This is a genomic window from Marinomonas sp. ABL3_031 (assembly GCF_056161265.1).
On record NZ_JBSWYU010000004.1, the window covers coordinates 154,768 to 181,606 of the forward strand.

Sequence of the window (26,839 nt, forward strand, 5' to 3'; positions counted from 1 at the left end):
TTCTTGTTAGTGGTCGAACCAGCCGACAGGTAATGAAGATGAATTATTAGTAAGAATATAGAGGTTGAATTGAAGTTGTCAATAAAAATAAAAAGTTGTTTTAAAAATAAAGTTTTAATGGTTTAAAAAAATTGGCGAGATTCGCATTCCTCTTCTAGGCTGCATGAAATGAGTAAAATCAGTGGGGATGTTACTTGTTGGGAATTTACACTATAATCGCAAAATTACATTTCAAAAAAAATGAAACTAACTGATGTCGAAAGAAGAAGCTTATGTCGAAAGAAGAAAATAACAATCAACAAATTGAACCTGTCTCTTCAGTTATGAAGGTTTTCGCCATTCTAAATGCCCTTGCCGAGAAAAAAGCTTCTGGTGTTACAGAGCTGTCACAAAAGGTCATGACCTCTAAAAGTACGGTCTATCGATTCCTACAAACGATGAAAATGTTAGGAGTCGTCAGTCAAGAAGGGGACGATGATCGTTACTCTTTAACATTGAAGCTTTTTGAGACGGGAGCAAAAGCATTAGAGCATGTGGATTTGGTGTCTCTAACGGAGCCCCATATGACGCGTATAGGTGAACTGACGAAAGAAGCCTTACACCTTGGTATTCGCGATCATGACAGCATTATGTATATTTACAAAGTAGATGCTCAGTATAACTTACGTATGCAGTCTCGTATCGGTGGCCGTAATCCACTTTATTCAACGGCCATTGGTAAAGTCTTGTTGGCTGAACGTCCTGAAAGCTATATCCGAGAAATCTTTAAAGACATTGATTTCGTTCCATCCACTGCGAAAACACATCGCTCCATCGACTCCCTTTTGGTGGAATTGGAAGAAGTCAAAAAGCAGGGTTTTGGTATGGATAATGAGGAGCAAGAAGAAGGTTTACGCTGTATTGCTGCTCCTATATACGACCGCTTGGGTAATGTGGTGGCGGGGTTGAGCTTGTCTTTCCCAACACTACGCTATACTCAAGAAAAATTTGAGACTTACACCAGTTTGTTAAAAGAAGCGGCAGCACAAGTGTCAGAAAAACTGGGTTACGTAAAAGCCGCTTAATCCTTCCCAGCTTAATCCTTCTTATTAATAACGCGGCCATGTCCTCTCTGGCCGCGTGCAATGATGCTTCTTTCCTAACCAACAATGGATCACGATTTAGGCAAGTTCATTTATCGACCTTGTCCTATCGATTGCTTGGCTTTCTAACCTAATCACTTCAATTTTATCTGAACAGAAACCTGCCGCTAAAAAAATAATTGAAACGCTTTTTCATAAAATGTTGAATATTGTTTTGTTAGGCTGCTATAGTATCAGAGTCGAAAACAAGAATACTAAGAGCTATCCTATGTTTGTTTACAATAAAGAAGTCCCACTTGAAAACTTAGGTGACGGTGTTTCACGCAAAATCATGGCGTATTCAGACAACATTATGACCGTTGAAGTACACTTTGAAAAAGGCGCAGTAGGACCGTTACACAACCACCCTCATGAGCAACTGACTTACGTCTTGTCAGGCAAATTTGAATTTACCATTGGTGATGAAACACGCATTGTGAGCCAAGGCGACACCCTCTATAAAGAGCCAAATGTGATGCACGGTTGCGTTTGCCTAGAGCCGGGCGTGTTGCTAGACAACTTCACTCCAATGCGCAAAGACTTTCTGGGTCTAGAAGACTCTTACTATAAAAAACAGGATTCTTGATATGAAAATTGCACTAATGATGGAAAACAGCCAAGCGGGCAAGAATGCGATCATTCTTGAACAATTAAATGATGTAGCTGGCGGCTTAGACCATGACGTTTACAACGTGGGTATGAGCGATGAAAACGATCATCATCTTACTTACATTCACCTTGGCATTATGGCCAGTATTTTGCTGAACGCCAAAGCGGTTGATTTTGTTGTCGCCGGTTGTGGTACAGGTCAAGGTGCTATGATGTCTCTGAATGCTCATCCTGGTGTGGTGTGTGGCTACTGTCTAGAGCCATCCGATGCATTCTTGTTCAATCAAATTAACAACGGTAATGCGATTGCTATGGCGTTTGCCAAAGGTTTTGGTTGGGCGGCTGAACTGAACGCGCGTTACATTTTTGAGAAAGCCTTTACTGGTCCGCGTGGTGAAGGTTACCCAGTTGAGCGTAAAGAGCCTCAGGTGCGTAATGCGGGTATTTTGAACCAAGTCAAAATGGCAACCATGAAGGATAACTATTTGGATACTCTAAAAGCCATGGATCCAGAGCTGGTAAAAACAGCAGTAACGGGTGAGCGCTTTCAACAGTGTTTGTTTGAAAATGGCCAAAGCCCTGAAATCGAAGCCTATGTGCGTTCTTTAATTGCATAAATAGAGTGTTAAATCGGCGATTCACCGCCTAAAAAGGAAGGATGCTTGCCCTTCCTTTTTTGTTGTTGCGCGGTTGCTAATAGGATTCTTAACCGAGGTGGCGTCATGGAGAATTATCACGCTTGGGTATCACCAAAAGCTGTAATGGGCGCATTTACATCTATCCAACAGGCATTGGATGCTGCGCCACAAGATGATTCATTGTATCGCGTGTATGTGGCAGAAGGTGAATATCAGGAAGTGCTTTCTATTATGCGCAATAATGTTGAAATTCTCGGTGCTGGCAAAGATAAAACGTTTATTTACGGCTCAGTGTGTGCCGGCATGTTAAAAAACTCCGGCAAATTGGTAAGCACCCTTGGCAGCCGAATTATCGAAGTCGGTGGCCAAAATGTTGTCATCAAGCATATTAATATCTCCAATCGCTGGGACTACACGGCGAATGTACAAAAGCTTTCTTCTGATCCCACTAAGATACATCACCCTCAGGCCGTTGCCTTATTACTCAATGAAAACAGCATAGACATTTTGCTAGAAGATATTTGCCTTGATAGCTTTCAAGATACCTTCTGTACCATGGGTGGCAAAAGCCTGCTTAAACAATGTGTAATCAAAGGCAATATCGACTTTGTGTTTGGGTCTGGTTATGCCCTGTTCGAAGAATGTGAGCTGGTTTGTAAGGCATACCCCTCGACATCTGAAGTCATGGGTTATGTCTCAGCGCCCAGCACATCAAGGTTTGAAGAATTTGGTCTGGTCTTTCTACGATGTAGTGTTGTTCGTGAAAATGTTGATTTTAAGGTCGGTTCTTATGCATTAGGTCGGCCTTGGCATCCGACCAAAGATTTTAAGGATGGCCGTTACGCTGATCCTGATGCAATAGGCTATGCGGCTTTTATTGAGTGTTATTTGGATGATCATATCTATGGTTGGGATAAGATGCATGGTCTGGACAAAAACGGTGAAAAACGCTTTTTTTATCCAGACACCGACGCAAGATTTTATGAGAAGAATAATACAGGCCCAGGTGCAACTCGAGAGGGTTTTATCGCCCCAATTCCACCTAAATACACATCAAAAGTCGGATGAGCGAAGCGTAATCCGACGTTGAAGAAGTTATGACAATAAAGGATTAATGTTTAGGCATTTGGAGAAACTGGGATTTCGTCCGGGCTGTCGAGAACGAGCCACTCAGCTAATTTGATACGCAAATCGTCTACGCCATCACCATTTAGCGCTGAGAAGGTTTGTGCTGAACCATCGATACCTTGCTCTTTTAGGGTACGGTTAATGGACAGCATAGCGGACTTTGCTGGGCCGCGTTTAAGCTTGTCAGATTTGGTGAGCAACACATGTACCTTCATACCATTGGCTTTTGCCCAATCTAGCATCATTTCATCAAATTCTTTTAAAGGGTGTCGAATATCCATCACTAACACCACGCCACTTAATGAACGACGGTTCATTAGATAATCTTGCATATGCGCTTGCCAGATTTTTTTCATCTCGATTGGCACTTTTGCAAAACCATATCCGGGTAAATCGATCAAGCGTCTGTCATCTAGATTCAGACCGAAACAATTGATTAGCTGAGTTCTTCCAGGAGTTTTTGACGTGCGAGCTAATTTTTTCTGACTCGTTAGGGTATTAAGGGCAGTGGATTTGCCTGCGTTAGAGCGACCGGCGAAAGCCACTTCTACCCCTTGATCAAGCGGGCATTGGGAAAGCTTCTCCGCACTTTTAATGAAATAAGCCGATTGAAAAATGGAATCGTAAGGGGTCATAAAATTGCTGTTTGCCGTTGGGTTGGTTTTGGTACATTATCGGATGTTAGATATAAGCTGCATATGATGCCAGCAAATGCGCTAAGTTGCTATGTAAAAGACATTTGCTTGGCTTTAGAAGACACTGTTGTTGTAAATTTTGTGTAAACTTGCTGAATAAGGTAGAACCAATCAGTTTGCTTTGCATCGAAGTCTTTTATCTTTAAGTGCATGATGTTGCTAAAAGTTTCATTTATACCGTTAGGAGTTTGTTATGAAAAAGCTGTTTACAGCTCTGCTTTTTTCACTTTTGATGCCATTAACGGCGATGGCCGCCAGTTACACTGATGGTAATGGCTATACTGAGATTAAAAATCCAGTACGTACCAATGATCCAAATAAAATAGAAGTCACCGAAATCTTCTGGTATGGCTGCCCGCATTGTTATGCACTTGAGCCATTGGTTCAAGCGTGGAAAAAAGACATGCCAGCCGATGTGGATTTTCAATACATGCCAGCGGTATTTGGTCGTGGTTGGCTTGCTCATGCAAAAGCTTATTACATTGCAGATATCTTAGGTGTAGAAGATAAACTGCGTGCAGATTTGTTTAATGCTATCCATGTTGAGCGTCGTCGTCTAAACTCAGAAGACGATTTGGCTGAGTTTTTTGCAAATTACGGTGTCAATGAAGATGATTTTCGCAAGTTATACGATTCGTTTTCCGTTAACAGCCGTTTAAGTCAAGCGGACGCCAAAATCCGAGCTTACGGTGCGCGTGGTGTGCCTGGCATTATTGTTAATGGTAAATATTTGGTGTCTGCCCAAACAGCCAATGGCAATGAAAATATTTTTAAAGTGGTCGATTTTTTAATCGAGAAAGAACGTCAAAAATAATATGAGATGAGGTGGTATGGCGGGATCATCTAGCGACAAGTTGATTGAAGTTTTACGTAAGGCAGTTTCAAGAACCAGCATGCTCGCAGAAGGGAACTATCCCGAGCTTGATTCCGTTGTCCGCCAAATTCGGCAAAGCATTACCAAAGGGGTTGATGCTAACGAAATAGAAAAGCTTCTTAATCAAGCGGAACCATTATTGCTTACCAGTGATAAAGCCCAAGAAGAACGTGGTAAATTGGTGAGGGCAAGTTTTCAAGCTTTGATTGATGTATTGGATAAAAATGTCAATCAGCCGCTCCCAGCCCCACTCAAAAAGCAATTGGAATATGAGATTCGTAGTAAATGGCAATTGCCTTATGAGTGGCCTAACTTACTGAAACTATTCCTTGAGTTGACCCAGCAAACCTTCAGTCAAACTAGTGATACAGTCAATGAAAAAAGTTCATTACTAAAGCGATTATTTAACCGCAATAAGACTGAGCAAGGTGCAGTGGTGAATGATCAGGCCATCATGGAGCAGATCAGTCATACCTTGGCAGGTTTGATTGATAACCTAGCGCTTCCCAAGCATTACCAAGACGACATGAGTAGCTTAAAGCAAGCGTTAACAGGCAATAGTAATCTCGAGCAATTGCCCACTTTACTTGATGAAGTCATTGCGTTGGTGATGATTGCTATTGGTAAAACGCAGGAAAGCCTCACTAAATACCTTAACGAATTAAATAAACAACTGGCCAGTATTAATGCTTCGGTTACCAGCAGTTACCAATCACAAAAATCCCTCTCTGAAAGTCGAGAAGGTTTCAATTCTAAGTTACAAAAACAGGTGGAAGACACCAGTGTAGCTGTTCGGGGAATCAATGATTTAGACAGTCTTAAAAGCCTAATTGATGAGCGCCTAAGTAATATTTCAAGCACCATGTCGGAGTATCGTGCACGCATGCAAGAGCATGAAAAAGAAGCGGTACAATCCATTGCAGCATTAAAAACCAAAGTAACACGTATGGAAAAAGATTCTGCTTCCCTGCGTTCTATGTTGCAAGAAAAACTGGCGCAAGCGATGACAGATGCGCTAACCGAATTGCCAAACCGTACAGCTTATCAGGACGCTATCTTGCCTTTGTGTCAGATAATGCAAAAAACCAATAAACCTCTGTGTTTGGCGGTATGCGACATTGATTTCTTCAAAAAAGTAAATGACACCTGGGGACATTTGGCTGGGGACAAAGTATTGCGTTTGGTGCCGAAGCAAATTCGTAGTGTGTTGGAAAAGGAAGATCTCATCTTTCGTTACGGTGGGGAAGAATTTGTCATAGTATTTCCAAATACGCCTTTGAATAAGGCCATTGAGCGTGCCGAAGTGATTCGTCAAACGGTTGAGAAAACGCCGTTTAATATGCAAGGTGAGCCTGTATCCGTATCCGTGTCCATTGGAGTAGCAGAGCACAAAGCGAAAGAATCCCCTGAGAACTTATTTGAGCGTGCTGATAAATACTTGTACCAGGCCAAAGAAACAGGACGAAACCGTGTGGTGGCAGAAAAATAGACGAATATCAGTATCAGCCTCTGGCTACGACAGGTACAATACCGTCCTATAGCAGTTTAAACATATCCAGCGCGGCCCTTAAGTTTGGCCTGCCAGCAGTTTGTTAGGATGAATTTATGCAAGACGAGCAAAACAAAACCACTCACTTTGGTTTCAAAGAAATCCCCACCGATGAAAAAGTGCAAGCGGTTGCGCAGGTGTTTCATTCTGTAGCAGCGAAATACGACATTATGAACGATCTAATGTCGGGTGGAATTCATCGTCTTTGGAAGCGTCATACTATTAGTCAGTCTGGTGTTCGTGCGGGTAATAAAGTGTTAGATATCGCCGGTGGTACAGGTGATCTGACGTTGAAATTTTCTCGTCTGGTGGGCAGTGAAGGGCAGGTTGTTTTGGCTGATATCAATGATTCCATGCTGAAAGTCGGGCGAGATAAGCTCGCCAACCAAGGTGTGGTGGGCAACGTTAAATTCGTGCAAGCCAACGCGGAAGAATTGCCTTTCCCTGATAACACCTTTGACTGCATTACCATAGCCTTTGGTTTGCGTAACGTGACAGACAAGTCTAAAGCCTTGGCCTCTATGTATCGTGTGTTAAAGCCAGGCGGCCGTTTGTTGGTATTGGAATTCTCTAAACCAGAATCTGACATCTTATCCAAAGTATACGATCAATATTCTTTTCGTCTACTGCCAGCCATGGGCAAACTCATTGCGAACGATGCTGACAGCTATCGTTACTTGGCCGAATCCATTCGCATGCATCCAGACCAAGAAACCTTGAAAAATATGATGGATGAAGTGGGTTTTGAGCGTACCAGCTTTCAAAATTTGACGGGTGGTATTGTAGCGCTTCACAAAGGATTTAAATTCTAACCATGTTCACCAGTGCGTTTCGCTTTTTGCGTATCTTTTATACTGTGGTGCGCTATCGTCTGGATATTTTTATTCCTTTTCATCTCTTGCCTTGGTACGTACGCTACAGTTTGGGAGTGGTGTGCGCGATTGGTCGTAAAGGTGCCAGTAAAAACCGTGGTGAGCGTTTGCGTTTGGCGTTGGAATCTCTTGGTCCAATCTTTGTTAAGTTCGGACAAATACTGTCTACGCGACGTGATTTATTGGATGATGATTTAGCCGACGAGTTAGCAAAGCTTCAGGATAAGGTGCCACCTTTTTCGGGTAAAACGGCCAAAGCCATTATCGAGCGAGATTTAAAAGCGCCCATTGATCAGCTTTTTGCCGAGTTTTCCGAAACGCCTTTGGCGTCAGCATCCATCGCCCAAGTGCATACTGCCACATTGCCTACTGGTGAGGCCGTGGTGGTGAAGGTGATTCGTCCAAAAATCGAATTAACTATTAGTAAAGACATCAGCCTGCTTTACAGTTTGGCGCATTTTGTTGCTAAAGTGAGTGAAGATGGTCGTCGTCTGCGTCCGGTCGAAGTCGTGACGGATTACGAGTACACCATTTTAGATGAATTGGATTTGGCGAAAGAAGCCGCCAATACCGGTTTGCTGCAGCGTAATTTTACTGATTCTGAACTTCTGTATGTGCCACAAGTCTATTGGGATTATTGCCATCGTAATGTGATGGTGATGGAGCGTATATCTGGCATCCCTGTGGCAGACATAGCGGCGCTTAACAAAGCCAATGTGGATATGAAATGTTTGGCTGAACGTGGTGTAGAGATCTTTTTTACTCAGGTATTCTCGCATAGCTTTTTCCATGCAGATATGCATCCAGGTAACATATTCGTTGACCCGAGTAATCCAGACAAACCCAAATACATTGCCATTGACTGTGCCATCATGGGCAGCTTAGATGATGAAGACAAAAGTTATTTAGCGCGTAATTTGCTGGCGTTTTTTCAGCGTGATTATCGCATGGTAGCGGAATTGCATGTAGAAAGCGGTTGGGTGCCCAAAGGGACGCCAGTGCATGCTTTTGAATCGGCCATTCGCAGCGTGTGTGAACCCATGTTTGCTAAACCGCTTAAAGACATTTCCTTTGGACAGGTGCTAATCGGTCTTTTTCAAACGGCTCGCCGTTTTAATATGGAAGTGCAGCCCCAATTAGTGTTACTGGAAAAAACCTTATTAAACATCGAAGGTTTAGGGCGTCAGTTGTATCCTGATTTGGATTTGTGGGTCACGGCTAAACCCTTTTTGGAAAAGTGGATGCGTGAGCAAATGGGCCCTAAACGCGTGATGGAAGAAGTTCGCAAACAAGCACCACAATGGGCGGGTCATTTACCTCAGATTCCGAATTTGGTGTTTACGGCATTGACGCACTTGTCCCATCAAGAAGAGCGTATGCAAGCGCAAACTGATGAAATTAAGCAATTAGCACAAGAGCTCAAACAGCGTCGTAAGAGTTGGCCATTCCGTTTACTGGGTGTATTCAGTTTAGGTGTGGCTTGGTTGGCGACGCAGTCAGATATACTTGATCAATTGCGACATCTGGATATAGCCAGTATTGGATTATTTATATTGGGTCTGTATTTACTTGTCTTAAAACCGTAATATTTGAGAGACTATAATGAAAACCGATGTTTTGGCGGAATTAGCCGCCACGTTAGAGCAACGCAAAACCGCTTCAGCAGATTCTTCTTATGTCGCTAGCCTGCATGCCAAAGGGTTGAATAAGATCCTTGAAAAAGTTGGTGAAGAGAGTATTGAAACAATTATTGCAGCGAAAGATGCGCTCGCATCTGGTGACAAATCGGCTTTAGTGTACGAAACGGCAGATCTTTGGTTTCATACATTAGTCATGTTGTCTCATTTGGACATGGGTCCTGATGCTATACTGGATGAATTAGCACGCCGATTTAATTTGTCTGGCTTAGAAGAAAAAGCCAGTAGAACTAAATAACGTAAAAACGATTAGCAGTAACAACGAATAAGCGGGAGAAATGTTATGTTAGGTGGAATCAGTATTTGGCAACTTCTTATCGTATTGGCCATCCTTGTGCTTATTTTCGGTACGAAAAAGTTGAAAAATCTAGGGTCAGACTTAGGTGGTGCAGTGAAAGGCTTTAAAGAAGCAGTTGATAAAGACGGTGATGACGAGGCCAATCAAACGGCTCAACAAAAAGTCATCGACGGTGAAGCCAAAAAAGACGATAAGAGCGCATAAATTGTGTTCGATATTGGTTTTTCGGAATTACTGGTTGTCTTTGTTGTCGGCTTATTAATCTTAGGTCCTGAGCGTTTACCGCACGCCGCGAAAGCGGTGGGGCTGTGGATTCGTAAAATTCGCCGCAGTATCAATTCAGTACAGCGTGAAATTAATGCTCAGCTGGATAATGAAGAAATGCAGCAAAAAATTGCCGAATCCAATAAGCGATTGTTACAAGAAGAGCGGGCTATTCAAAATGCGATTACACCACTGCCTGAAACAGCGCTAACTGATGTTAGTCCTGAGCCAGTGGCTGAAAAAGTCCCTTTAGAAGAAGACAAAAAAACAGAAAATAGTGCTTTAAATGAGCTAAATGCTGTTGAATCCGATTCATCTCAGCAGAATAAAGTCAGTGGTTAAGAGGCAATACGCTAAGCTTTTATGAGTACAGACGCTTCCCATCAAGCTCCATTAGTCGCCCATTTGGTAGAATTACGCAATCGGTTATTAAAATCCGTGTTGTTGATTCTGGTTCTTTTTGTTGGTTTATATTACTTTGCCAACGATCTTTATCTTATGGTATCTGAGCCTTTACGCTTATTGCTACCAGAAGGAGCATCACTGATTGCCACTGAAGTGGCGTCGCCTTTTTTGGCGCCATTAAAACTGACTTTTGCCATTTCTGTACTCTTATCAGTGCCTTACACCCTATTTCAGGCTTGGTCCTTCATTGCGCCCGCTTTGTATAAGAATGAAAAACAAATCGCCATTCCATTGCTGATTTCCAGCATATTGCTTTTTTACTTGGGTATCTTGTTTGCCTACTTTGTGGTCTTGCCGCTGATTTTTGGTTTTTTCACTAGCGTAGGTCCCAGTGAAGTTACTGTGATGACGGACATTAATCAGTACTTAAACTTTGTTCTCAAGCTGTTCTTTGCGTTTGGTGTGACCTTTGAAATTCCAGTCGCGACCTATTTGCTGATTAAAGCGGGTGTGACTACGGTTGCCAAACTGTCGAAAAAGCGTCCTTATATATTCTTAGGTTGTTTCGTCGTCGGTATGTTGATTACGCCACCAGACATTTTTTCACAAACCTTGTTGGCCATTCCTATGTGGATGTTGTTTGAGCTTGGTTTGTTGGCTGGGCGTACGGTAAAAAACCAAGACAATGAAGAAGAGCAACAAGACAGCACGCAAGTTTCTGAGTCTTAATTCTGTTCTAAAGATCTTCTTAGTAAAAAAAGCTCAATTCAAGGGGCTAAATAACGAGACGGCCTAATCCAGCATAAAGGTCACTGGGCCGTTGTTAGTAAAAGCCACTTTCATGTCTGCGCCAAATTGTCCTGTGGCGACCTTGTCATACTGAGCGCGAACCTTGTCAACGAAATCATTGAACAGTCGTTCTCCTTCAGCCGGTATTGCGGCGTTGGAGAAGCCTGGGCGTAAGCCTTTCTTAGTTTCTGCAGCAAGGGTGAATTGAGAGACGAGTAACATGCCGCCATTCACTTGTTGAACATTTAGATTCATCTTGCCTTCTTCGTCACTGAACATGCGGTATTTTAGTAATTTGTCGGCCAGACGCTGAGTATCCGCTTGGGTATCGCCTTTTTCGATTCCGACTAAGACCAATTGTCCGTGATCGATGGCGCCAATCACTTCACCATCGACGGTGACACTGGCGTTCAATGCTCTTTGTACCAATACTTTCATCTTTGTCTATCCTGCAGTGCTCATTTGCCAGATAAAACAAAAGCGCCCGAAGGCGCTTCTGTCGCTCCTAAGCCATAAGGCTTATTTGCTGCTCGCTATTACCAAAGCTTATATTGCCTGGCTTAAGTAGCTTATTTACGGCCAGCGCGCTTACGCTCGTTTTCCGTCAAAAGCTTCTTACGAATACGAATGCTTTCTGGTGTTACTTCAACCAACTCGTCGTCTTCGATGAACTCAAGCGCTTGCTCAAGAGTATGACGAACAGGTGGGGTCAGCGTCAAAGCCTCATCCGTACCAGAAGCACGAACGTTGGTTAATTGCTTCCCTTTGATCGGGTTGACCGCCAAATCGTTGTCACGAGAATGCAGACCAATGATCTGACCTTCGTATACCTCAACGGCATGCCCTAGGAATAGACGACCACGGCTTTGTAGGTTGAACAAGGCGTAAGCAGCGGTTTTACCGGTTAGCATACTAACCAATACGCCATTCTGACGACCTGTCACATCACCGTCTTTTACTGGACCGTAATGATCAAATACGCTGGTCATGATACCTGAACCCGAGGTTAGGGTTAGGAACAAACCACGGAAGCCGATCAAACCGCGAGATGGAACGACGAACTCTAGGCGCACACGACCTTTGCCGTCTGGTTCCATGTTGGTCATTTCCGCTTTACGCAAACCAAGTTCTTCCATTACCGAACCTTGGTGCTGTTCTTCAACGTCGATAACCACTTGCTCAAACGGTTCTTGGATTTGACCGTTAATTTCTTTTTGTACTACTTCTGGGCGAGATACACCCATTTCAAAACCTTCACGACGCATGGTTTCGATCAATACCGATAAGTGCAATTCACCTCGGCCAGAAACAATGAATTTATCAGGAGTGTCGCCTTGCTCTACACGCAGTGCTACGTTGTGGATTAGCTCTTGATCCAAACGCTCTTTGATATTTCGTGTCGTAACGAACTTACCTTCACGACCAGCGAACGGAGAGTCATTGACGATGAAAGTCATGCTTACCGTCGGCTCATCTACCGTCAAAACAGGTAGGGATTCAATGCAGTTTGGATCACATAGGGTATCGGAAATGCTCAAGCCATCGATACCTGTAATACATACTATGTCACCAGCAGACGCTAGGTCGGTGTCGACACGTTGTAGACCGTGGTAGCCTTTTACGTTTAAGACCTTACCTTTACGCTCTTTTCCATCCGCAGACTTAACCACAACCTGCTGGTTTGGTGCCAATGTACCGCGCGTAATACGACCGACACCGATAACACCTACGTAGCTGTCGTAATCCAATGCCGAAACCTGCATTTGGAAAGTGCCGGCAGGGTCAACTTCCGGTACTGGAACACTGTCTACGATCATTTGGTAAAGCGGTTCCATGTTTTCCGCCATGTTTTCTGGGTCATCACCAGAAATACCGTTTAGGGCTGAAGCATAAATAACAGGGAAATCTAATTGCTCTTCCGTTGCTCCAAGGCTATCAAACAAATCAAACACTTGATCCATAACCCAATCAGGACGAGAACCTGGGCGGTCGATCTTGTTGATAACAACGATCGGCTTAAGGCCACGTTCAAACGCTTTAGAGGTTACAAAACGGGTTTGTGGCATTGGACCATCGACCGCATCAACCAATAGCAATACTGAATCTACCATGGACAATACGCGTTCTACTTCACCACCGAAGTCGGCGTGTCCAGGTGTGTCTACGATATTAATGCGGTAATCATTCCATTTAATCGCAGTGTTTTTGGCCAAGATGGTAATGCCACGCTCTTTTTCTTGATCATTTGAGTCCATGATGCGCTCTGCACCTTGATCTTTACGATCTAGCGTACCAGACTGACTTAATAACTGGTCAACCAGCGTGGTTTTACCATGGTCAACGTGCGCAATAATTGCAACGTTACGTAACTTACTAATATCAATAGACATTTTCTTTCTCTGTAATAAGCGAGGCTCAAAATGGGAGTGCCGTTCCGCCCCTGCGAAACAGACTTTCAAGCACATCGGATCTTGATATGGGATAAAATTCGCGCAATTGTACCCTTATCTTTATGAACTTCCCATTAAACTGCCGAAATTAATTGATATTTCATCATGATCCTTATGTTGGTGGAGAGGGGGCGTTCTTTGTCCTCCCCCTTTTCAAGGGGGAGTTAGAGGGGGTAACTTTCATCCTCAGCTATCCGGTATAACAACCTCAACACCTTTAAACTCTTTCCTAATACACTTCTTGAGAGTCTGTTTGGCTTGGTCATCGCCATGCACTCTGTGAATGCGCTTTGGTTGGCTGTGCATTCGGCGGATGAAGTTCAATAAATCGTCTTGCCCGACATGGTCAATACGAACGTGCGTGACCACCAGGCTACGAATGGTAGAAAGGTCAAAAGCTGTCTCTAACTGATTGGCGTTCGCTCCAAGGTCAGATGACTAAGTCCTATAAAACAAACTGTAGTCCACCAAATTAGGGTTCTGTTCATTCACCATCAACTCGTGACAAGCCCTGTCACTTCGCGTACTGCTTCGTAGTGTTAATCGTTAACATAGCCATCCCTGCACCGCGCAAACAGTTTGAAAGGCTATATTGTTGATGGGGGTGGAACCAAGTGGTGAAGAAGTTAAGTTTTGTTTTTGCTATGTTGAAATGTTTATGGTGTGGTAGGATCTTATATTTATCTTGTACGATATTTTCTAAAGTTAATGAAATAGATATAAAAGGTATAGTGTGCTGGTATCCGTTGTAGATCTGATTTTTACATTTTTCTTTTCATTGTCAGCTCTATTTGTAATGAGGAAGGTGGCAAAAAAAATGGGGTTGGTTGATAAGCCGAACGTTAGAAAATTACATGAAGGAGCGGTGCCGTTAGTTGGTGGTATTAGTATTTGCATATCATTGCTGTATTTTCTTTTTAATAATGATTGGTTACTTCCAAATGCTTTATTATATTCTGCCTGTATATTTCTTCTAGTGTTGGTTGGAGCAGTTGATGATAAGTTTGACGTAAGTTACAAAATACGCTTTTTAGTTCAAGCTTTGTTATCTGTGGTAATGATAGTCGTTGGCGGTATAGAGTTACGGTCAATTGGCGATGTCTTTGGAATAGGTCAAATCGTTACTTTTGGTTGGTTTGGCTACTTTGTTACTATCATTGCAGTTATTGGGGCAATAAATGCATTCAATATGGTAGACGGTATTGACGGTCTGCTTGGTTTATTGTCCATTGTTACGTTTGGTGGTCTTGCTATCCTTCTTGTCCAAGATGAACAATATAATATAGCACATATGTGCGTCGTGCTTATCGTGATTATCCTGCCTTATATTTTGTTAAACTTAGGAGTGTTTGGTCATCGTCGAAAAGTATTTATGGGGGATGCAGGCAGTATGTTAATAGGTTTTACTGTCATCTGGTTTTTGCTGTTATCTAGCCAGAATGGATCAAAGCCCCCTTTACGTCCCGTCACTGCTCTATGGTTAATTGCTGTACCTCTTATGGATATGGCTGCAATTATGATACGACGTATTCAGCGTGGAGACTCTCCATTTAAACCTGATAGAGAGCATCTACATCATATTTTTCAAAGATTAGGGTTAAACTCTATACAAACTCTCTTTAGTATCTCTCTTATTGCTATTATGTTTGCACTGATAGGGGTAATGTCAGAAACCTTTAATGTGCCCGAGTATATTATGTTTTACTTGTTTGTGGCTTGTTTTTTTATTTACTGCATTTTTTTAAACTGGATTTCAAAGAAAGCCCTTTAGTTCGAAGCAAAAGCAGGTTAACTATTCAATCTAATACTAGTTTTCTTTTTTGCATAAATTTATACACTGTTTTAGTATTGTTCATAGCATGAACGCTATCTCAGCTAATTACATAATACCTGCTTTAATTTGTTGCTGGACTTAATTCTCAAAAGGGAGGGTTTTGTGTCGATCGATGAGTATCGTTTAAAAATATTAAAAGAGCTTGAGCATGCCCCAGACATCAGTCAGCGTGAACTTGCGAAGCGATTGAATATCAGTTTAGGGAAGACAAACTTCTGCTTAAAAGCCTTGATTGAGAAAGGCTTAATTAAAGTAGAGAACTTCAAAAAAAATACCAACAAGGCTGGTTATTTGTACCTGTTAACACCAAAAGGTATCGAAGAAAAAGTGTCACTTACTCAGAGGTTTTTGAAAAGAAAAGTAGCTGAGTACGAGGCGCTGGAAAAAGAGATAGAGCAGCTGCGTCAGGAAGTAACAACAAGATCGTAGGTCGGATAGACGAGGAACGAGGCGTAATCTTACGTTAAGTATTTGAGAAGTTAGTAAGTTTGTAAATCGGCATTAGGCTCTTAGGTCAGATGACATGATCTAAGAGCCAATACATTTAATACTAAAAGTTAAAATGATATGGAAGTAATAAAATGAAGATCTTAGTCACAGGAGCGGCTGGTTTTATCGGCATGTATGTATGTAAACGTTTGCTCGAGCAAGGTCACGCTGTGGTGGGGTTGGATAATTTAAATACTTATTATACCCCTAAGTTGAAACAGCACCGTCTCGATCAATTATTGCCTTTTGAGAACTTCACTTTTGTCAAGAAGAATCTGGCTGATCGTGATGCGATAGCAGCATTATTCAAAGAAGAACAATTCCAACGGGTGATTCATTTAGCGGCTCAAGCGGGTGTTCGCTATTCACTGGAAGCACCTTTTGACTACGTAGACAGTAATCTAGTCGGCATGATGACCATCTTGGAAGGCTGTCGTCACAATAAAGTGGAGCATCTTGTTTATGCTTCTTCCAGTTCTGTTTACGGTATGAATACTAAAATACCATTTAGTGAGTCGGATACAGTCGACCATCCAGTATCCCTTTATGCGGCGACGAAAAAATCCAATGAGCTGATGGCGCATTCTTATTCACACCTTTATTGTATTCCTACAACAGGCCTTCGATTCTTTACCGTATACGGCCCTGGGGGGCGACCTGATATGGCGCCTTGGTTATTTACCGAAGCCATTTTAAATGACAAGCCAATCAAGGTGTTTAATCAAGGTAAAATGATGCGTGACTTTACTTATATTGACGATATTGTTGAAGGTGTTGTGCGTATTCAGGACGTGATTCCAGCGCCGGTCGAATCGAACGATACTGGCAGTGCTGCACCTTATAAAATATTTAATATCGGAAATAATCAGCCCATTCAGTTATCTGAATTTATTGAAGCGATTGAAGCCGCTTGCGGCAAACAAGCTGAGAAGATTTTGATGGATATGCAGCCCGGCGATGTACCTAAGACCTATGCAGATACAGCACAACTAGAAGCTGCAGTGGGATACAAGCCTTCCACGACAATACAAGAAGGTATGATGAAATTTGTAAAATGGTATAAGGCTTTTCAGAAAGAGTCATAAGTTATAGGTCGACCCATAGGTCAGATAAGACGAGTAATAAAGTCATAATCTGACGATGCGAAGAAACTATGAAGTAAGAGAAGATATATGACTAAAAAATACAAAATTGCAGTGGCAGGAACCGGGTATGTTGGCTTATCCAATTCTATGCTATTAGCTCAGTATAACGAAGTGGTTGCGGTAGACATCGTTTCAGAAAAAGTGGCAATGCTAAACAATAAGCAGTCGCCAATAGAAGATAAAGAAATACAAGATTTTCTTACGAATAAGGAATTGAATTTCCAAGCCACATTGGATAAAGAATTCGCCTACAAAGACGCCGAGTTCGTCATTATTGCTACGCCAACTGACTACGATCCAAGCACGAATTACTTCAATACCAAGTCGGTGGAAAGTGTTATCCAAGACGTACTAGCCATTAACCCAAATGCTGTTATGGTGATCAAATCCACCGTGCCAGTAGGTTACACCAAAAGCGCCAATAAAAAATTCAACACTGCCAACATATTTTTCTCACCTGAGTTTTTACGTGAAGGGAAAGCTCTTTATGACAACCTGTACCCATCACGCATCATAGTTGGGGAGCTCAGTGAGCGCGCAGATGTCTTTGCGGGCTTGCTGAAACAGGGTGCTCTAAAAGATGAGATCGATATCCTTTTTACTGACAGCACAGAAGCCGAAGCTGTTAAGTTGTTTTCTAATACTTATTTGGCTCTGCGTGTTGCCTACTTCAATGAGCTGGACAGTTATTGTGAATCCCATAGTTTAGATACTAAGCAAATTATTGATGGTGTGTCATTAGACCCTAGAATTGGCAATCACTATAATAATCCAAGTTTTGGTTATGGTGGGTATTGCCTTCCAAAAGACACCAAACAATTGTTAGCGAATTACCAAGATGTGCCAAACAACTTGATCCGAGCGATTGTTGATTCCAACTCAACCCGTAAAGATTTTATTGCCGACTCAATACTTAAGCGTAACCCTAAAGTGGTAGGGATTTACCGGCTAGTGATGAAAACAGGTAGTGACAATTTCAGAGCGTCGGCTATTCAAGGAGTGATGAAGCGAATTAAGGCCAAAGGTGTTGAAGTGGTCATTTATGAGCCAGTGTTAGAGGAAAACGAATTTTTTCACTCAAAGGTCATAAAAGACCTAGAAGAATTTAAAGAAGTAGCGGATGTGATTATCGCCAACAGGCAAGATAATGTTTTAGGTGATGTGGTAGATAAAGTCTATACCCGTGATTTATTCGGAAGTGATTAGAGATAAAAGATGATCAGTATATTGAGTTTAATTGGAAGGGATAAAGTTCTTTTTGAAAATGATATAAGGAACAATGAATTATCTTTGGTAGAGAAAGTTTCAAATTCTAGCTTCTTAGTTCTAGGTGGCGCAGGCTCCATAGGTCAAGCAGTTACAAAAGAAATTTTTAAGCGCAACCCTAAGAAATTGCATGTTGTGGACATTAGTGAGAACAACATGGTTGAATTAGTTCGGGATATTCGCAGTTCATTTGGTTATATCAATGGTGATTTTCAGACGTTTGCTTTAGATATTGGTTCTGTTGAATATGATGCTTTTATTAAAGCTGATGGACAATACGATTATGTGTTGAATTTATCTGCACTGAAGCATGTTCGTAGTGAGAAAGATCCTTTTACACTAATGCGTATGATTGATGTCAATGTCTTTAATACAGATAAAACAATTCAACAGTCGATTGAGAAAGGCGCTAAGAAATATTTCTGTGTTTCTACAGATAAAGCGGCTAACCCTGTCAATATGATGGGCGCTTCTAAACGTATTATGGAAATGTTTTTAATGCGTCGTAGTGAGCAAATTGCTATTTCAACAGCACGTTTTGCTAATGTGGCGTTTTCTGATGGTTCTTTACTGCATGGGTTTAATCAGCGCATTCAAAAACAGCAACCAATCGTAGCTCCAAATGATATCAAGCGCTATTTTGTGACACCGCAAGAATCTGGTGAGCTTTGTTTGATGTCCTGCATTTTTGGAGAAAATCGAAATATATTTTTTCCAAAACTAAGTGAAGATCTGCATTTAATCACATTTGCTGATATAGCGGTGAAATACTTAGAACAGCGAGGTTATGAACCTTGTCTATGTGAGAGTGAAGAGGAAGCTCGTGAATTAGTAAAAACCATACCAGCGCAAGGTAAATGGCCGTGTTTGTTTACATCAAGCGACACAACGGGTGAAAAAGACTTTGAAGAATTTTTTACAGACAAAGAAACCCTTGATATGGCCCGTTTTGAAAACCTAGGAGTGATAAAAAATGAGCCAGTATACCAAAAAGAGCTTCTAGCATTATTTGAACAAGAAATTGCAACTTACAAGAAAGAAAAAGCGTGGACAAAAGAGCACATTGTTGAGTTGTTTCACAAAATGATTCCTGACTTTGGCCACAAAGAGACAGGCAAATATCTAGATAGTAAAATGTAGGGTATTGAATGAGTGCAGCTGTAGTTAGTTTTATCCGAGAGCTTTATCGCACTAACGATTTTATTCCGTTACATGCGCCAACTTTTAATGGTAATGAGCTGAAGTATGTTACAGAGACAATAGAAAGTACATTTGTCTCTAGTGTGGGGAAATTTGTTGAAGATTTTGAGCGTAAGATAGAAGCTTATACGGCCACAACCAAAGCTATTGCGACAGTTAACGGTACGGCTGCACTTCATACGGCACTTTATATGGCAGGCGTGAAATCAGATGATTATGTTATCACGCAGGCATTAACCTTTGTTGCGACCTGTAACGCACTTCATCATATGGGTGCAGAGCCTATTTTTGTTGATGTGGCAAAAGTGAGTTTGTCGCTGTGCCCTGTCGCTTTAGATAACTACTTAACTGACAATGCATATAGTAACGAAAAAGGGTGCTTTCATAAGGCGAATAATCGACGAATCGGGGCTGTTGTCCCTATGCATACCTTTGGCCACCCAGCAGAATTAGATGAAATTGTCGCTGTTTGTATCAAGTGGAATATTCCTCTTGTGGAAGATGCTGCTGAAAGTTTAGGATCTTTTTATAAAGGTAAGCATACAGGGACGATTGGTGATCTTGGTGTGCTAAGCTTTAATGGTAATAAGGTTATTACGACTGGCGGTGGTGGTATGGTGTTATGCAGGGATGTTGAATTAGGAAAACATACCAAGCATGTGACGACAACAGCGAAAGTGCCACACCCTTATGAATTCTTTCATGATGAGCCAGGTTTTAATTATCGATTACCGAATTTAAACGCCGCTTTAGGCTGTGCACAGATGGAGTCATTACCTGCTTTTCTTCAACAAAAACGTCTCATCGCTCAGCAGTATCAAGCATTTTTTTCCAATATGGAATTTGATTTTGTCGTTGAACCAGATTATGCCCAATCAAATTATTGGCTAAATGCAGTGATTTGTCCCGATGAAGAATCACGAGACCGTTTATTGAAAACAACTAATGAGGCGGGTGTAATGACTCGTCCTATTTGGAAGTTGATGCATCGTTTGCCTTTTCTCTCTAATTCGTTAAGAGGTGATCTAACTAATTCAGAGTTCATGGAAGCTCATCTAATAAACTTGCCTAGCTCACCTATTTCAGATGGAGTTGAGGTATGACAAAAAAAATAGCGGTATTTACAGGGACTCGTGCTGAATACGGGCTTTTATACTGGTTGCTTAAAGATATTCAGGCTGACCCTGAATTATCCTTACAATTGCTTGTTTCTGGCATGCATCTTTCACCCGAGTTTGGTGAAACGTACAAACAAATAGAAAAAGACGGTTTTACAATAGATGAAAAAATAGAAATTCTTTTATCATCTGATTCCGCAGTTGGTATAGCTAAAAGTATGGGGTTGGGTGTGCTGGGCTTTGCAGATGCACTTTCACGATTAGCGCCCGATGCTTTGATTATCCTAGGAGATAGATTTGAAGCGTTAGCAGCCGCTCAGACTGCAATGATTCTAAGAATACCAGTTATACATTTACATGGTGGCGAGATTACAGAAGGTGCTTACGATGACGCTATCCGCCACGCTATTACCAAGTTAAGCTATTTACACGCCACGTCAACGGAAGAGTATCGTCAGCGCGTGATTCAGCTTGGTGAGGCGCCTGATAGGGTGTTTAATGTCGGTGCTATCGGCTTGGATCATTTAAAGCGAGGAAGCTTTATGTCTGTAGAAGAGTTGAGTGAGTCGCTCAATTTTCCGCTTCGCCAGCCTTATTTAGTTGCAACGTATCATCCAGTTACGCTGGCTGACGAAGACCCTGTTTCTTCATTTAATGCATTGTTGAATGCTTTAAATGCTTTTCCTGATGTTCAGATCATTCTTACATATCCAAATGCTGATGATGGTGGTCGAAAAATTATTCCGTTACTTGAGGCATATGCCTCTAAGTACTCCGACCGTGTGTTAGCGATTCCTTCTTTGGGCCAAGTTCGTTATCTCAGTGCGATTAAACATGCTGCCGCAGTAGTAGGGAATTCTTCTAGTGGTATCATCGAAGTGCCTTCGTTTAATGTGCCAACTGTTGATATTGGTATGAGACAAAAAGGTCGTTTGGCTGCTGCTAGTGTGTTGCGCTGTGAGGCCGCAACATTAGCTATTCAATCTTCCTTAAAAAGTGCTCTTAACGGTAGTTACAAACAGGAGAACGCTCAAATACATAACCCTTACGGTCAGGGTAACGCTAGCCAGAAAGTGATTTCAATACTGAAAAATCTGAAGTTCGCTGCGGTGAAATCTTTTTATGACGTGAAGGTAATTGATTAATATGACTCTCATTATTGCAGAAGCCGGTGTAAATCATAATGGTGATGAAAAGCTTGCTTTTCAGTTAGTAGATAAAGCCTATGAAGCGGGGGCTGATATTGTTAAATTTCAGACCTTTAAAGCCAAAAACTTAGTCACCGCGGAGGCTTTTCAGGCCGATTATCAGGTTGCTAATACGGGTAAGCAAGAATCTCAGTTGGCTATGTTGAGTCGTTTAGAGTTAAGTTATGAAGCTCATCATAAGCTTGTTTCTTATTGCAATGAGTTGGGAATAGAATTTTTATCAACAGCTTTTGATGGTGAAAGTTTGGATTTTTTAGTCAATGATTTGAAGCTAGATCGTCTTAAAATTCCTTCTGGTGAGATCACTAATGCACCTCTGGTGTTGCAGCATGCTCGAACAGGCTGTGACCTTATAGTTTCTACGGGTATGGCTACTTTATCTGAAATTGAAAATGTACTGGGAGTGATTGCATTTGGCTACATAGCTGGTAAGGGTGAAGTTCCCACTCTTGGTGCTTTTCAAGCAGCTTATGGTTCAAGAGAGGGGCAGGAAGCTCTGAAAGATAAATTAACGATTTTGCATTGCACAACAGAGTACCCTGCTCCAATGGAAGAGATAAACCTTAATGCAATGAATACACTTGGTAGCGCATTTGGCTTGCCAGTAGGCTATTCAGACCACAGTGAGGGTATTGTGATTCCGATTGCCGCTGTGGCGCGTGGTGCGACATTAATCGAAAAGCATTTTACATTAGATAGAACCATGGAAGGGCCGGATCATAGAGCTTCTATAGAGCCAAAAGAACTTGAAGCAATGGTCAGCGCAATTCGCAAAGTAGAAGCTGCGCTTGGTTCATCGGTTAAGACTCCAACGGTCTCTGAAATTAAAAATAAAGCTGTTGCTAGAAAAAGTCTTGTTGCAGCAAAAGACATCAAAGAAGGTGATCAATTAAGTGAGGCAAACTTAACGGTTAAGCGTCCAGGTACTGGGATTTCTCCATATCGTTACTGGGAGCTTATAGGCAGCAAAGCAAGCAAATACTACCAAGCTGGAGAGCTTATCGATGAATGAGCAGGCATGTCCTATTATACTTATAGGTGGTGGTGGTCACGCAGCTGTGCTTGCTGAGATATTGCTCTCTCAAGGTAGGGAGATTGTCTCAGTAATTAGCCCAAATGATATCGAAGGGCGGTCAATCTTTAAAGGCATTACGCACCTCAGAAAAGATGATGATGTGCTTTCTTATGATCAAAATCAAATTGTGTTGGTTAATGGTATTGGCATGACTCCGAAATCGAACCTTAAGAAAAAGGTTAATGAATACTTTATTAAGCATGGTTATCGGTTTGAAACGGTTATAGCTGATAACGCCTATATTTCTACTTCTGCCATTATAGAGGCAGGTGCTCAGGTTTTGCCGATGGCAATTATCCATACAGGAGCTATTGTAGGGAGGCACAGTGTTGTAAATACAGGAGCGCTAGTCGAGCATGATTGTCGGATAGGGCCTTATAATCATATTGCTCCTAGGGCCACACTTTGTGGAGAAGTGGAAACTAGTTCCTCTGTTTTTATAGGTGCTGGAGCCATAATCATTCAAAAAATTACAATATTGGAAAACAGCATAATTGGCGCTGGGGCATCAATAGTTAAAGATGTTGGTCCAGATAAGCTGTGTTATTCGTGTCGAACTGAAGTTCGTGATTATTGAATTTTTTTGTAGGCTTTTTATGAAGAATAGTTGGAAAGAGGCATTAATTGAGCCAAGTAATACTTTAAGAGATGCGCTTGAAGTAATAAATAAAGAAGCTCTTCGTGTTGCTTTGGTTATTGACGAGTCATATGTACTAAAAGGCGTTATTTCTGACGGTGATATACGGCGAGCGCTCTTGCGGGGTATAGGTTTAGACTCTAGTGTCGAAGAAGTAATGAATTCGCACCCTGTTACCGTTACATTAGGTACTAATCGGGAAGATATTATTAAGGTTATGAATAAAAAAGACCTTCTTTTTATTCCGATAATTGACTCTAATAACGTATTGATAGGGTTAGAAACTCTCCATAATGCTTTAGTTAATAAGCCAAAACACTTAAATCCTGTCTTTATTATGGCGGGTGGTTTTGGTACAAGGCTTAGACCTCTTACTGATCATTGCCCTAAGCCAATGCTTGAAATTGGCGGAAAGCCTATTTTAGAGACTATTTTAAAGGGTTTTATAAAATTCGGGTTTGAAAGGTTCTACATATCAACTCATTATATGCCAGACCAAATAAGAAGTTACTTTGGGGATGGTAGTAAATTTGGAATTAGTATTTCTTATGTGCATGAGGAAACCCCTCTTGGAACGGGGGGAGCATTAGGTTTATTGCCTGATGATATGCCGAAAGATCTTCCGTTAATTATGATGAATGGTGATGTGTTAACAAAAGTGAACTTTGAACGTTTGTTGAATTTTCATGTAGAAAATAATGCAGACGCGACAATGTGCGTTCGAGAGTATGAATATCAAATCCCTTACGGAGTAATTACTGGAGAAGGCGATAAAATTAAAAGTATGGAGGAAAAGCCCGTACAGCGCTTCTTTGTGAATGCTGGAATCTATATCGTTTCACCTAAGGTTGTAGAATCTGTTCCTAAAAATTATCCAATAGATATGCCCACGTTACTTCAAAAACACATGGACGAGCGAGATAATATATTAATGTTCCCAATCCATGAATATTGGCTAGATATTGGGCGAATGGATGATTTTAACCGAGCTCAATCAGATATCTATACCTTGGAAATGGAATGATCTATGCGTACGCTTGCTGTTATTGGTCTAGGTAATATTGCGAAAAGACATCGCAACAACCTAAAGAGACTCTTTCCAAAAAGTAAATTGCTCGCTATGTCTGCTAGCGGGAGAGTACCAGAAGAACAAATAAATGACTGTGATATGTTTGTTTCTTCGGTCGAGGAACTCCTTTTAGCTGATACAGAGCTAGTTATTGTAGCATCGCCTGCGCCGTTTCATGCTCAACATTCTCTCCCGTTAATACGAGCTGGTATTCCAACGTTAATAGAAAAGCCTCTTTCAGTAACCTCCTCTGATGCTCTCCTATTGCGAGAAGCTGCGCAAAGGTATTCGACACCTGTCGCGGTAGGCTATTGCTTACGATATTTACCTTCGGCAAAGTGTGTTAAACAAGTGCTTTGCGAAGGCGTTGTGGGGAAACTATATAATGCTCATATTGAGATAGGTCAGTATCTTCCTTATTGGCGTCCAAATTCGGATTATAGAAAATGTGTTTCTGCCAAAGAAAGTTTAGGGGGGGGGGCCTTATTAGAGCTAAGTCATGAGTTAGATTATGTTCAGTGGTTACTTGGTTCATTAAGTCTAGAGCATGCTGTTTTAAGGTGTAGTGAAGAGTTAGGGTTGGAAGTCGAAGATTGTGTTGATCTTGTGTTGAGGAACGATGAAAAGGTTGTGATAAATGTCCATATGGATATGTTGCAGCGCAAAGCTCATAGGAAGTGTAGATTTGTCGGAAGTGAGGGGGCTTTAGAGTGGGATCTGATAGATAACATTGTAAAGCTCATAAAGCAAGATGGAACGACAGTCCTTTACAGTGACTTGAATTGGGACAAAAATCAGATGTACCTGAATATGGTAAATGATTTTGTTAATTGCATAGATGGTAAAGCTCATTCTTGTATTCAGTTAGGTGAGGCTCATCAAACTGTTGATTTAATCCAAGGTATTAAATCATTACATATTAAACCGAGAGGGTTTTGCTAAATTATGTCAAACTATGCTTTTATTTTTGCTCGAGGTGGATCGAAAGGATTGCCAGGAAAGAATGTCAAGCCTTTACTAAATAAACCCCTATTACAATATTCGATTGAAACGGCCAAAGCCTGCTCTTCGATAGATAAGGTATTTGTATCCACAGATGATGAAAATATCGCCGATATTGCCTTATCTAATGGTGCGATTGTTATTCAAAGGCCGCAAGAACTGGCTTCTGATACAAGTCCTGAATGGCTATCCTGGCGTCACGCAGTTGAATGGGTTACTAAAAAATATAATTCGTTTGAAGGATTTGTCAGTTTACCAGCCACCAGTCCTTTACGAAGTGTCGAAGATGTCGAGAATGCTATTGAAAGGCGTGTAATAGCTAATGCGGATATTTGTATTTCTGTAACCCCTGCTAGTAGAAGTCCATACTTTAACATGGTTAAAAAGAGTTCACAGAACTTCGTTGAGCTTGTTGTGGGGCCTGAAAAGGATTTTAGTCGTCGTCAAGATACTCCTCAGGTTTTCGATATAACTACAGTCGTTTATGCTACAACTACGGAGTTTGTACTTAAGCAATATGGTTTGTTTAGTGGGAAGGTTGCTTGCATAGAAGTTCCTAAAGAGCGGGCTGTTGATATTGATGATATCTATGATTTTATGCTCGCAGAAGCTATTTTGAAAGGCCAGAGATAATGGATAACTTATTAAAAAATAAAACATTATTAGTAGCAGGAGCTGGAGGGTTATTGGGTTCAAAAATTGTATCAGAAGCTTTGCAGCAGGGGGCAAAAGTCATCGCTGCTGATTTAAACACTGAGGCCATGAAAACACGTTTGCTCTCGGAGGGGGTAATTGTTGATAGCAAAGAAGTTACCTTGGTGGAATTTGATATTACAAATGAGGATTGTGTAAAAAATCTATTTTCAACTTCTGACTTTAAGCTTGATGGCGCTGTAAATTCAACATATCCGAGAAATAAGGAATATGGAAAGCATTTTTTCGACGTTAGTTTAGATAGCTTTAACGAAAACTTATCAATGCATCTAGGCAGTATGTTCTTATTTACACAACAGGCTGCTGCGTACTTTTTAAAAACAAAAGCTCCTTTTTCTTTAGTTAATATAGCGTCTATTTATGGAGTAGTTGCTCCAAAATTTGATATATATGAAAATACAAAAATGACAATGCCTGTGGAATATTCGGCAATAAAGTCTGCGATTATTCACTTAAATAAATATGTCGTTTCTTATGTTAAAAATAGTGATTTTCGTATTAATTGTGTGAGCCCTGGTGGTATTTATGATGGACAACCAGATTTGTTTTTAGATGCATATAAAGAGAAAACAAATGGTGTAGGTATGTTACAAGCAACGGAAATAGTAGGCAGTGTTCTTTTTCTACTTTCTGAACAATCACGTTATGTAACAGCTCAAAATATCATAGTAGATGATGGATTTAGTAATTAGC

At 41.3% G+C, this 26,839-nt stretch carries 29 protein-coding genes; 25 read left to right on the forward strand and 4 right to left on the reverse strand.

Annotated features, from left to right (window positions below):
- Positions 1 to 272 precede the first annotated feature (272 nt).
- The 4 genes from kdgR to ACXAH2_RS06805 all read left to right on the forward strand — a co-directional run bounded on the left by kdgR (position 273) and on the right by ACXAH2_RS06805 (position 3,436).
- Positions 273 to 1,064, forward strand: coding sequence for a DNA-binding transcriptional regulator KdgR (kdgR, locus tag ACXAH2_RS06790; RefSeq protein ID WP_475077418.1), 792 nt, complete (start codon positions 273 to 275; stop codon positions 1,062 to 1,064).
- 286 nt (positions 1,065 to 1,350) lie between these two features.
- Positions 1,351 to 1,707 (forward strand): cupin domain-containing protein, encoded by a 357-nt coding sequence (locus ACXAH2_RS06795; RefSeq protein ID WP_475077419.1) that lies wholly within the window; start codon positions 1,351 to 1,353, stop codon positions 1,705 to 1,707.
- Between the two features lies 1 nt (position 1,708).
- Positions 1,709 to 2,347: an RpiB/LacA/LacB family sugar-phosphate isomerase gene (locus ACXAH2_RS06800; RefSeq protein WP_475077420.1), complete on the forward strand. Its 639-nt coding sequence runs from the start codon at positions 1,709 to 1,711 to the stop codon at positions 2,345 to 2,347.
- 105 nt (positions 2,348 to 2,452) lie between these two features.
- Complete coding sequence (locus ACXAH2_RS06805; protein ID WP_475077421.1) at positions 2,453 to 3,436, forward strand: pectinesterase family protein; 984 nt, start codon at positions 2,453 to 2,455, stop codon at positions 3,434 to 3,436.
- A gap of 50 nt (positions 3,437 to 3,486) precedes the next feature.
- On the opposite strand, the gene yihA is transcribed toward ACXAH2_RS06805, so the two are convergent.
- Entirely contained in the window at positions 3,487 to 4,131 is a 645-nt protein-coding gene (gene yihA / locus ACXAH2_RS06810) for a ribosome biogenesis GTP-binding protein YihA/YsxC (RefSeq protein WP_475077422.1), read from the reverse strand.
- 253 nt (positions 4,132 to 4,384) lie between these two features.
- On the opposite strand from yihA, the gene ACXAH2_RS06815 reads away from it, so the two are divergent.
- The 8 genes from ACXAH2_RS06815 (at position 4,385) to tatC (ending at position 10,879) form a co-directional block, all read left to right on the forward strand.
- Positions 4,385 to 5,005, forward strand: coding sequence for a thiol:disulfide interchange protein DsbA/DsbL (locus tag ACXAH2_RS06815; RefSeq protein ID WP_475077423.1), 621 nt, complete (start codon positions 4,385 to 4,387; stop codon positions 5,003 to 5,005).
- Positions 5,006 to 5,021: 16 nt separating this feature from the next.
- Complete coding sequence (locus ACXAH2_RS06820; RefSeq protein WP_475077424.1) at positions 5,022 to 6,554, forward strand: GGDEF domain-containing protein; 1,533 nt, start codon at positions 5,022 to 5,024, stop codon at positions 6,552 to 6,554.
- Between the two features lie 116 nt (positions 6,555 to 6,670).
- The gene (gene ubiE, locus ACXAH2_RS06825; RefSeq protein ID WP_475077425.1) at positions 6,671 to 7,426 is read left to right on the forward strand and encodes a bifunctional demethylmenaquinone methyltransferase/2-methoxy-6-polyprenyl-1,4-benzoquinol methylase UbiE; all 756 of its coding nucleotides are present in this window, start codon (positions 6,671 to 6,673) and stop codon (positions 7,424 to 7,426) included.
- A gap of 2 nt (positions 7,427 to 7,428) precedes the next feature.
- Positions 7,429 to 9,072, forward strand: coding sequence for a ubiquinone biosynthesis regulatory protein kinase UbiB (gene ubiB, locus ACXAH2_RS06830; protein ID WP_475077426.1), 1,644 nt, complete (start codon positions 7,429 to 7,431; stop codon positions 9,070 to 9,072).
- Between the two features lie 16 nt (positions 9,073 to 9,088).
- Entirely contained in the window at positions 9,089 to 9,421 is a 333-nt protein-coding gene (locus tag ACXAH2_RS06835) for a phosphoribosyl-ATP diphosphatase (RefSeq protein WP_475077427.1), read from the forward strand.
- Positions 9,422 to 9,466: 45 nt separating this feature from the next.
- Entirely contained in the window at positions 9,467 to 9,685 is a 219-nt protein-coding gene (tatA, locus tag ACXAH2_RS06840) for a Sec-independent protein translocase subunit TatA (protein WP_475077428.1), read from the forward strand.
- A gap of 3 nt (positions 9,686 to 9,688) precedes the next feature.
- Entirely contained in the window at positions 9,689 to 10,087 is a 399-nt protein-coding gene (gene tatB / locus ACXAH2_RS06845; RefSeq protein ID WP_475077429.1) for a Sec-independent protein translocase protein TatB, read from the forward strand.
- A gap of 21 nt (positions 10,088 to 10,108) precedes the next feature.
- A complete protein-coding gene (tatC, locus tag ACXAH2_RS06850) occupies positions 10,109 to 10,879 on the forward strand; it encodes a twin-arginine translocase subunit TatC (RefSeq protein ID WP_475077430.1) in 771 nt (256 codons plus the stop codon).
- Between the two features lie 63 nt (positions 10,880 to 10,942).
- Here the strand turns inward: tatC and dtd are convergent, their stop codons facing one another.
- The 3 genes from dtd to ACXAH2_RS06865 form a co-directional block, all read right to left on the reverse strand.
- Positions 10,943 to 11,377 carry a D-aminoacyl-tRNA deacylase gene (dtd, locus tag ACXAH2_RS06855; RefSeq protein WP_475077431.1) on the reverse strand — a complete coding sequence of 145 codons (435 nt, stop codon included), beginning with the start codon at positions 11,375 to 11,377 and terminating at the stop codon, positions 10,943 to 10,945.
- Between the two features lie 131 nt (positions 11,378 to 11,508).
- Positions 11,509 to 13,329: a translational GTPase TypA gene (typA, locus tag ACXAH2_RS06860; RefSeq protein ID WP_475077432.1), complete on the reverse strand. Its 1,821-nt coding sequence runs from the start codon at positions 13,327 to 13,329 to the stop codon at positions 11,509 to 11,511.
- Between the two features lie 246 nt (positions 13,330 to 13,575).
- Positions 13,576 to 13,758, reverse strand: coding sequence for an MBL fold metallo-hydrolase RNA specificity domain-containing protein (locus ACXAH2_RS06865; protein ID WP_475077433.1), 183 nt, complete (start codon positions 13,756 to 13,758; stop codon positions 13,576 to 13,578).
- Positions 13,759 to 14,122: 364 nt separating this feature from the next.
- Between ACXAH2_RS06865 and wecA the strand changes: the two genes are divergently transcribed.
- The 13 genes from wecA (at position 14,123) to ACXAH2_RS06930 (ending at position 26,838) form a co-directional block, all read left to right on the forward strand.
- Positions 14,123 to 15,160, forward strand: a complete 1,038-nt coding sequence (gene wecA, locus ACXAH2_RS06870; RefSeq protein WP_475077434.1) for a UDP-N-acetylglucosamine--undecaprenyl-phosphate N-acetylglucosaminephosphotransferase — start codon at positions 14,123 to 14,125, stop codon at positions 15,158 to 15,160.
- Between the two features lie 165 nt (positions 15,161 to 15,325).
- A complete protein-coding gene (locus tag ACXAH2_RS06875) occupies positions 15,326 to 15,652 on the forward strand; it encodes a MarR family EPS-associated transcriptional regulator (protein WP_475077435.1) in 327 nt (108 codons plus the stop codon).
- A 152-nt stretch (positions 15,653 to 15,804) separates the two neighbouring features.
- Positions 15,805 to 16,797, forward strand: coding sequence for an NAD-dependent epimerase (locus ACXAH2_RS06880; RefSeq protein WP_475077436.1), 993 nt, complete (start codon positions 15,805 to 15,807; stop codon positions 16,795 to 16,797).
- Positions 16,798 to 16,884: 87 nt separating this feature from the next.
- On the forward strand, positions 16,885 to 18,063 hold the full coding sequence (locus ACXAH2_RS06885; RefSeq protein ID WP_475077437.1) for a nucleotide sugar dehydrogenase: 1,179 nt from the start codon (positions 16,885 to 16,887) through the stop codon (positions 18,061 to 18,063).
- 9 nt (positions 18,064 to 18,072) lie between these two features.
- Positions 18,073 to 19,263, forward strand: coding sequence for a UDP-N-acetylglucosamine 4,6-dehydratase (locus tag ACXAH2_RS06890; protein ID WP_475077438.1), 1,191 nt, complete (start codon positions 18,073 to 18,075; stop codon positions 19,261 to 19,263).
- An 8-nt stretch (positions 19,264 to 19,271) separates the two neighbouring features.
- Positions 19,272 to 20,426: a LegC family aminotransferase gene (locus ACXAH2_RS06895; protein WP_475077439.1), complete on the forward strand. Its 1,155-nt coding sequence runs from the start codon at positions 19,272 to 19,274 to the stop codon at positions 20,424 to 20,426.
- The gene (gene neuC / locus ACXAH2_RS06900) at positions 20,423 to 21,586 is read left to right on the forward strand and encodes a UDP-N-acetylglucosamine 2-epimerase (RefSeq protein ID WP_475077440.1); all 1,164 of its coding nucleotides are present in this window, start codon (positions 20,423 to 20,425) and stop codon (positions 21,584 to 21,586) included. Before ACXAH2_RS06895 ends, neuC begins: the two co-directional genes overlap by 4 nt.
- 1 nt (position 21,587) lies before the next feature.
- Positions 21,588 to 22,661, forward strand: a complete 1,074-nt coding sequence (gene neuB / locus ACXAH2_RS06905) for an N-acetylneuraminate synthase (protein ID WP_475077441.1) — start codon at positions 21,588 to 21,590, stop codon at positions 22,659 to 22,661.
- Positions 22,654 to 23,301, forward strand: coding sequence for an acetyltransferase (locus ACXAH2_RS06910; RefSeq protein WP_475077442.1), 648 nt, complete (start codon positions 22,654 to 22,656; stop codon positions 23,299 to 23,301). The genes neuB and ACXAH2_RS06910 overlap by 8 nt, the downstream gene beginning before the upstream one ends.
- Positions 23,302 to 23,320: 19 nt before the next feature.
- Positions 23,321 to 24,385 (forward strand): nucleotidyltransferase family protein, encoded by a 1,065-nt coding sequence (locus ACXAH2_RS06915; protein WP_475077443.1) that lies wholly within the window; start codon positions 23,321 to 23,323, stop codon positions 24,383 to 24,385.
- Between the two features lie 3 nt (positions 24,386 to 24,388).
- Positions 24,389 to 25,372: a Gfo/Idh/MocA family protein gene (locus ACXAH2_RS06920; protein ID WP_475077444.1), complete on the forward strand. Its 984-nt coding sequence runs from the start codon at positions 24,389 to 24,391 to the stop codon at positions 25,370 to 25,372.
- Positions 25,373 to 25,375: 3 nt separating this feature from the next.
- The gene (locus ACXAH2_RS06925) at positions 25,376 to 26,065 is read left to right on the forward strand and encodes an acylneuraminate cytidylyltransferase family protein (RefSeq protein WP_475077445.1); all 690 of its coding nucleotides are present in this window, start codon (positions 25,376 to 25,378) and stop codon (positions 26,063 to 26,065) included.
- On the forward strand, positions 26,065 to 26,838 hold the full coding sequence (locus ACXAH2_RS06930) for an oxidoreductase (protein ID WP_475077446.1): 774 nt from the start codon (positions 26,065 to 26,067) through the stop codon (positions 26,836 to 26,838). Before ACXAH2_RS06925 ends, ACXAH2_RS06930 begins: the two co-directional genes overlap by 1 nt.
- The last annotated feature ends 1 nt before the right edge of the window (position 26,839 follow it).